General features: G+C 44.9%; 6 protein-coding genes and 1 riboswitch. All 6 genes read right to left on the reverse strand.

Features of this window, described 5'->3' with window-relative positions; translation table 11 throughout:
* The 6 genes from thiS to AB4407_RS20515 all read right to left on the reverse strand — a co-directional run bounded on the left by thiS (position 1) and on the right by AB4407_RS20515 (position 6,377).
* Positions 1-210, reverse strand: coding sequence for a sulfur carrier protein ThiS (gene thiS / locus AB4407_RS20490; RefSeq protein WP_019820040.1), 210 nt, complete (start codon positions 208-210; stop codon positions 1-3).
* Positions 207-989 (reverse strand): ThiF family adenylyltransferase, encoded by a 783-nt coding sequence (locus AB4407_RS20495; RefSeq protein ID WP_372121804.1) that lies wholly within the window; start codon positions 987-989, stop codon positions 207-209. The genes thiS and AB4407_RS20495 overlap by 4 nt, the downstream gene beginning before the upstream one ends.
* Complete coding sequence (locus AB4407_RS20500; RefSeq protein ID WP_372121805.1) at positions 979-2,271, reverse strand: thiamine phosphate synthase; 1,293 nt, start codon at positions 2,269-2,271, stop codon at positions 979-981. Before AB4407_RS20500 ends, AB4407_RS20495 begins: the two co-directional genes overlap by 11 nt.
* A complete protein-coding gene (gene thiC, locus AB4407_RS20505; protein WP_372121806.1) occupies positions 2,271-4,220 on the reverse strand; it encodes a phosphomethylpyrimidine synthase ThiC in 1,950 nt (649 codons plus the stop codon). Before thiC ends, AB4407_RS20500 begins: the two co-directional genes overlap by 1 nt.
* A gap of 129 nt (positions 4,221-4,349) precedes the next feature.
* Positions 4,350-4,448: riboswitch (TPP riboswitch) on the reverse strand.
* 62 nt (positions 4,449-4,510) lie between these two features.
* Positions 4,511-4,894, reverse strand: coding sequence for a fluoride efflux transporter CrcB (gene crcB, locus AB4407_RS20510; RefSeq protein WP_017069597.1), 384 nt, complete (start codon positions 4,892-4,894; stop codon positions 4,511-4,513).
* Between the two features lie 100 nt (positions 4,895-4,994).
* A complete protein-coding gene (locus AB4407_RS20515; protein ID WP_372121807.1) occupies positions 4,995-6,377 on the reverse strand; it encodes a multicopper oxidase family protein in 1,383 nt (460 codons plus the stop codon).
* Between the last annotated feature and the right edge of the window lie 374 nt (positions 6,378-6,751).

The following is a 6,751-nucleotide window of genomic DNA, read 5'->3' on the forward strand; positions in this document are numbered from 1 at the left end:
TTAGCCCCCTGCAATAGCTTGGAAAAGAGAGATGGAATCTCCTTCATTGACGATGGTTTGTTGCCATTGGCTGCGCGGTACAACCGCATTATTAATAGCAAATACACAACCTAAGTCAGGTAGCGATAGTGCTTGGATGATGTCTGAGAGAGACGATGATTGCGCGACCTGCTCTGGTTGCTCGTTTATCGAGATGGTTATATGGCTCATTGGATTTCTTCTTCTAAATGCTTAACTACAGACGCACTGCACACGGGACATGCGCTATCTTGCGTGACCAACAGGTTTTGCCAGTTCATGGTCTGGCCATCGAACAGCTTTAGTTGATGTGTTGCGACTTTAAACTCGCCACTACTAATACGCTGAATAGCAGCAAGAGCTTGGAGGTTACCTATAGTGCCGACCACTGGACCAATGATGCCGCTATCACTACAACGCGTTGTTTGTGGATGGTGCTCAAACGGGAAAAGGCAGTGGTAGCACCCTTTCTGGTTCTGATAATCAAATACAATAAACTGGCCTTTCCAGCCGATTGCAGAACCCGAAATCAAAGGGGTCTTCGTGCTGAAACATGCTTGGTTAACCTGCTGGCGTGACTCGAAGTTGTCAGTACAATCCAACACTAAATCAGCTATCATCACTTCAAGCTCAAGCTGACTTTCACTCATTCGTTGATTGATAGTTCTTACTTGGCTGCGACCATTGAGTTCACTCAATTGTTGCTTCAAAGCTTCAACCTTAGGCGAACCTAATTGGCTTTCCTTGAACGCTACCTGTCTTTGCAGATTGGATGAATCAACACAATCGTCATCGACCAACACGATTCTTCCAATTCCAGAAGCCGCGAGATAGAGAGCAGCGGCATTACCTAAACCACCGCAACCAACCACCAACACATGGCTGTTTAACAGGTTTCGTTGCCCTTGTTCACCCACTTCAGGTAACGCAATTTGTCGTTGATAACGAATAAATTCAAAGTCACTCAGCATAGCTAGGCTCCCGCATAACCTCTTTACTAGTCATTGAAGACCTAGGAGCCATCAGCTTATCGAAGAATTCGATCACTTTTTGTGGGTCTGTCGCTAATGTAATCGCACGTACAACCGCTAAGCTCGATACACCACACTCCCAAACCTGCGCAGCTGTCGATTGGTCAATACCGCCAATAGCAACCGTCGGATAACCGGTAAGTTCTTCTGTGTATGGGATAGTATCAATTAGCTGTTGGTACAGAGATAAACACACCAAGCCTTGAGGCTTTGATGGCATCTGTTTCGTCGTGGTCGGAAATATATGACCTAGTGCAATGTAGCTTGGATTAATCTGGACGATGCGTAGCAACTCATAATAACCATGAGTCGATAGACCGATCTTAATACCCGCTTGGCTCAGTTGGGAAAGGTTTGATTCTTCAATATCCTCTTGCCCCAGGTGCACACCAAAAGCACCATGCTTGAGTGCAAGCTGCCAGTAATCGTTAATAAAAACCTGAGCGTTATGTTCTCGACCAAGTTCGATCGATCGTGCGACTTGTTGCTCTAAATCGGCTTGTTGAGGGTTCTTAATACGCAGTTGGACGGTATTAATCCCGAGCTTGAGCAACCTGTCTATCCACTCGACATCATCAACCACCGGGTATAAGCCGAGGCTATTCTTAGTCAACTCTGGGAAAGAAAGTGATGTCCCTTGGTTAGCCCAACCAACGCTTATATTCAGTCGTTCATCTTCAAGGACAGGGATAGGAAAACTTTGATAATGTGCTGGCCATGTTCCACGTGAAACATTCGATGCAGCGCGAGCTAAAACCAGCGCGTCTTCCAATGGGAATTCCAACGCCAATAAAGTAAGTAGCCAAGCAAAGTGGACACTGCTATCTAATTCTTTATGAGCTGTAGTTTCACTCTTAATGACACGATTAGCATCTAGGTGAGACCAGATATCCATTACAGATGAATCATCTGAGACACCAATATAGATAGTGTTTGGAGATTGTGTAAAAGCACCACCAACGTCAGTTAGCGCGACAGAATTACTGTAATCAACAACATGATTCAGTTCCGCTAACTTACACTCCGCCAATGAATCAACATCATGAACGAAGCCAATAGATAACGCCTGCTGAGCATCAACGATAAAGAAGTATTGAGTTGGGCTTACGCCCAACTCAACTGCATCAGTTGCTAAACCTTGTCGCTTAGCAACCAATAGACAGTTCTGCACCTCTCCCGTTAACTCAATATTTTGAGATGGGATGAGTATCTTCACTGTCATTATTCCTCTAATTGAGCTTCTTTTGCACCTACTGCAGGGTGGTAAAGTTCAGAGCCGGTATCACGGAACTCTTGTGATTTCTGACGCATCCCTTCCAACGGGTTATCCAACATCTTAATCTCGATGGCCTGATCCGCGGCTACTTGCTCTGTATCTTTCGCATACTCTCGAACTTCCTGAGAGATCTTCATAGAACAGAATTTAGGTCCACACATTGAGCAGAAGTGAGCAACCTTGCCCGACTCTTGTGGCAGGGTTTCGTCGTGGAAAGAACGTGCTGTTTCCGGATCTAAAGCTAGATTAAATTGGTCTTCCCAACGGAATTCAAAACGTGCTTTAGATAATGCATTATCTCGGATTTGTGCGCCCGGGTGCCCTTTTGCCAAGTCTGCAGCGTGTGCAGCAAGCTTGTAAGTAATCAAGCCAGTCTTAACATCTTCTTTATTGGGTAAGCCCAAATGCTCTTTAGGCGTTACATAACAAAGCATCGCACAACCGTACCAACCAATCATCGCCGCGCCAATTCCAGAGGTAATGTGGTCATAACCCGGTGCGATATCTGTAGTCAGCGGGCCTAATGTATAGAAAGGCGCTTCATGGCAGTGCTCCAACTGCTCGTCCATGTTCTCTTTGATAAGATGCATAGGTACATGTCCAGGGCCTTCAATGATCACCTGAACGTCGTATTCCCAAGCTACTTTGGTTAACTCACCTAGAGTACGTAACTCCGAGAATTGAGCCTCATCGTTGGCATCTGCAATAGAGCCTGGACGTAGGCCGTCACCCAGTGACAGAGCGACATCATACTTCGCACAGATCTCACAGATCTCGCGGAAGTGTGTGTATAAGAAGCTTTCTTGATGATGTGCAAGACACCATTTCGCGATAATAGATCCACCACGAGAGACAATACCAGTCACACGTTTAGCCGTCATAGGTACGTAACGAAGCAGTAAACCTGCATGGATAGTGAAGTAATCAACGCCCTGCTCTGCTTGTTCAATCAAGGTATCGCGCATCACTTCCCAGTTAAGGTCTTCGGCTACGCCATTCACTTTCTCAAGCGCCTGATACATAGGAACCGTACCAATTGGCACTGGGCTGTTACGCAGGATCCATTCGCGAGTCTCGTGGATATTACGGCCAGTAGAGAGGTCCATTACGGTATCGCCGCCCCAGCGGGTTGACCATACTAACTTCTCAACTTCTTCTTCAATTGAAGAGCTTACTGAAGAGTTACCGATATTGGCGTTCACTTTCACTAAGAAGTTTCGACCAATAATCATCGGTTCTGATTCTGGGTGGTTGATGTTTGAAGGGATAATAGCTCGACCTTCAGCAACCTCTTTACGCACGAACTCAGGGGTAATTTCTTTTGGCAGGTTTGCGCCAAAGCTATGGCCAGGGTGTTGGTGATTAAGCTGTTCATCAGCGAACTTCTGACGCCCCATGTTCTCACGTATCGCAATGTACTCCATCTCAGGAGTGATAATTCCCTGACGAGCATAATGCAGTTGAGTTACACATTGGTCGCCAGTAGCGCGACGTATTCGAGGCAGGTTTCCGTAACGAAGGTCGTCTAGGGTTTCATCTTCTAAACGTTCTTTGGTGTAAACAGAGCTTACATCATCGAGCAATTCCGTATCACCACGCTCTTCAATCCATTGCTCTCGCAACTTAGGAAGGCCGCTATAAAGGTCTATTTGATGCGTAGGATCGGTATAAACACCCGAGGTATCGTAGACATGAATCGGCTCATTAGGTTCGAATACAGGCTCTTTTTTTGTACCACCAACAAGGCTATCTGCGAGGGATATTTCTCGAACTGGGACTTGAATGTCCTCTCGAGAACCTTGGATGTAAGCTTTCTTTGAATTTGGATAAGGTTGTACTGATAAAGAATCGATGAAATTCTTCGCTTCCAGTCTTGCTTGTTTACGACTCGACATAGCATTTTTCCTTGGCTTTTAGCCATTATTTATAGGGATAAAAATGCTTGACGGATTAGATGCTACAAGAGGGATCACGGTAAGAAATACAGTTGTGATCTGGAGATAGATCTCTAGAAGGATTCTAGTTAGATATCTACTCTTGTTCCCTTCGCAGGTATTAGCCTGATCAGGTTCAACGGATCCCGAGTTAACGGTCTCAGCCATATGGCACTCCGACAAGTTCGATCGAGTATATAAAAACGGCTTGGATAAACCAAGCCGAGTTGTTAACAAATCGTAAGAAAGTTTTAAGACTTTATCAAAAGTTGGAAGCCGATCCATGCAGCTGAGATACTGAGAACCACGTTGAGCAGCACATTGAGCCCCATCTTAAAGAAAGCGCCCTGCTGCATAAGAAGCACGTTATCCATCGAAAATGTAGAGAACGTTGTCAATGCTCCAAGGAAACCGAGGCCAATGATCTGTCTCCATGGCTCCGTCGCAATCATCTCATTCTCGAATGCGGCAATGAGCAAGCCCATAATCAAAGAGCCGATCACGTTAACAGTTAGCGTACCATAAGGAAAACCACGCCCGAGCATCACCACACATAACTCTGAAATCAAATAGCGCGAACAAGCACCGAATGCGCCACCAATGGCAATAAAACCTAAAATAGATAACTGACCCATGAATCCTCCCAAATAACAGTCCCTATATTCTAGCTTTACCGCCGATAAAAGCGAGGGTAGAAACTTAGAATGCATGCGCAAAAATTAAACGTTACAGGTGTCACTTAACTTCAATATATCCCATTAGTCCCGTTTTCATGTGCTCAATGACATGACAGTGGTACATCCAACGTCCTGGGTTGTCTGCAACAAATGCAGCTTTAGCACGGCCGTTTTTTCCAAGTAACACAGTATCGGTATGGAAGGGCTCTTCTATTTTTTTACCATCAAGTTCCAATACAGTGAATGTATGACCATGAATATGAATTGGGTGATGGTACTGAGTGACGTTCTTGAGGTCGAATATATAAGTTTTACCTAACTCCAAAGTCGCCAACGGGTCTGGAACACTGTCTTTACTCATTCCCTCCCACGCACGTTTATTCGTAAGCCAAAACTTAGGCATCGACTTCCCATCTTTAGATACCGGTGATACCGCCCCTTCCCACTCAAACACAAAATCGATTTCTTCTGCATTAGCGAGATTTAAGTTAGGCACAGGATTGAGGGGCAATAAAGGAAGTGTTTGGCCTTCGATTAACGTTGAATCAACAGCCTCAAACTCACACAAGGAAAAAGGAAAACGCCCTTTCATTTGAAGGACACTCACTCGCTCCCCCGCCTTGGGAGCAATCAGCCCGAGATCGACACGCATACCTGGGCCAATCTTGTGTTGAGTCAGCTTATAAGGTGTCTTTACAGGGTTACCATCAATAGCAATGACCCATGCTTCAGCCCCCTCAATGGCTATAGGATAGGTAATCGTGTTATCAACATTAGCGATACGCAGCCTAGTCGTTGCATGCTGCTTCAATTGATAGATAGGTTCATGTACTCCATTAACGCTACTCCACTCTCCTGGCGTGCCCATACGAGCGCTGAGGCGAGGGATCATCAAGTCTTTCCACTGACCTTGTTTGTCGATATGCCAATGTTTAAGCATCAGAGCATGCTCTTCATCGAACTGAACTGCCTCGCTCTCTTCGACAATAATAAGCCCGACCAAGCCCATACCAAGTTGCTTAACACTGTTCATGTGTGGGTGATACCAGAATGTACCCGCATCTGGTGGCGTGAACTCATAGACAAACGTTTCACCGGGCATAATCGGAGACTGACTTAAGAAAGGAACCCCGTCCATTTCAATCGGAATTCTCAGGCCATGCCAATGAATTGTGGTCGGTTCTAATAGCTTGTTGGTAAATCGAATCGTTACCTTTTCGCCTTGTCGACAGCGAATAATCGGCGCTGGAGTCTGTCCATTAAAGGCTAAAACATTAGTACTAAATCCCTTCACCAACTCAGCTGTTGAAGGCTCAGCTGTTAAGTCATAAACGAACTTTCCTTGCTCATCAACAGACCGCTTCATTGAGCAAGCTGGTAGGACGGTTAGTGCAGATATAGCGAGAGATGATTGAATAAACTTACGACGGGAAATATCCATATTTGTAGCCTTTTAGTAATAACGACCAAAATATAACAAAATATTGAGAATAATTCTCATAAAGAAGTGTGGTTTGTGCTGTCGATTGTTTATAAAAGACGCGGGGATAAGTAAGTACTTACACTTTTCAGGCTAGGTTCTGTTAAAGATAGGAATTATCGAATAAATAGAAAGCAAAAAGGCTCTAGCATTTCTGCTAGAGCCTTAAATATGGCAGGGGTGGACTGGGCCGGCACTCCGGAGATTATACCAATTCGAGTAAAAATATGATCTAATTGAGGCCATCGAACTCTTGCAGAAAATCGCTATGGATAGCCTTAATAATACTGATTTTAAAAAGCTAGCAAGCCAACAAAAAACCATTCAAATGAAGG

The sequence above is a fragment of the Vibrio sp. 10N.261.46.E11 genome, from assembly GCF_041472735.1.
Lineage (GTDB): Bacteria > Pseudomonadota > Gammaproteobacteria > Enterobacterales > Vibrionaceae > Vibrio.

Excerpts from the sequence above, each read along its gene's own strand:
- thiC (WP_372121806.1), bottom strand. The coding sequence starts at position 4,220 with ATGTCGAGTCGTAAACAAGCAAGACTGGAAGCGAAGAATTTCATCGAT.
- thiS (WP_019820040.1), bottom strand. The coding sequence starts at position 210 with ATGAGCCATATAACCATCTCGATAAACGAGCAACCAGAGCAGGTCGCG.
- AB4407_RS20515 (WP_372121807.1), bottom strand. The coding sequence starts at position 6,377 with ATGGATATTTCCCGTCGTAAGTTTATTCAATCATCTCTCGCTATATCT.
- crcB (WP_017069597.1), bottom strand. The coding sequence starts at position 4,894 with ATGGGTCAGTTATCTATTTTAGGTTTTATTGCCATTGGTGGCGCATTC.
- AB4407_RS20500 (WP_372121805.1), bottom strand. The coding sequence starts at position 2,271 with ATGACAGTGAAGATACTCATCCCATCTCAAAATATTGAGTTAACGGGA.
- AB4407_RS20495 (WP_372121804.1), bottom strand. The coding sequence starts at position 989 with ATGCTGAGTGACTTTGAATTTATTCGTTATCAACGACAAATTGCGTTA.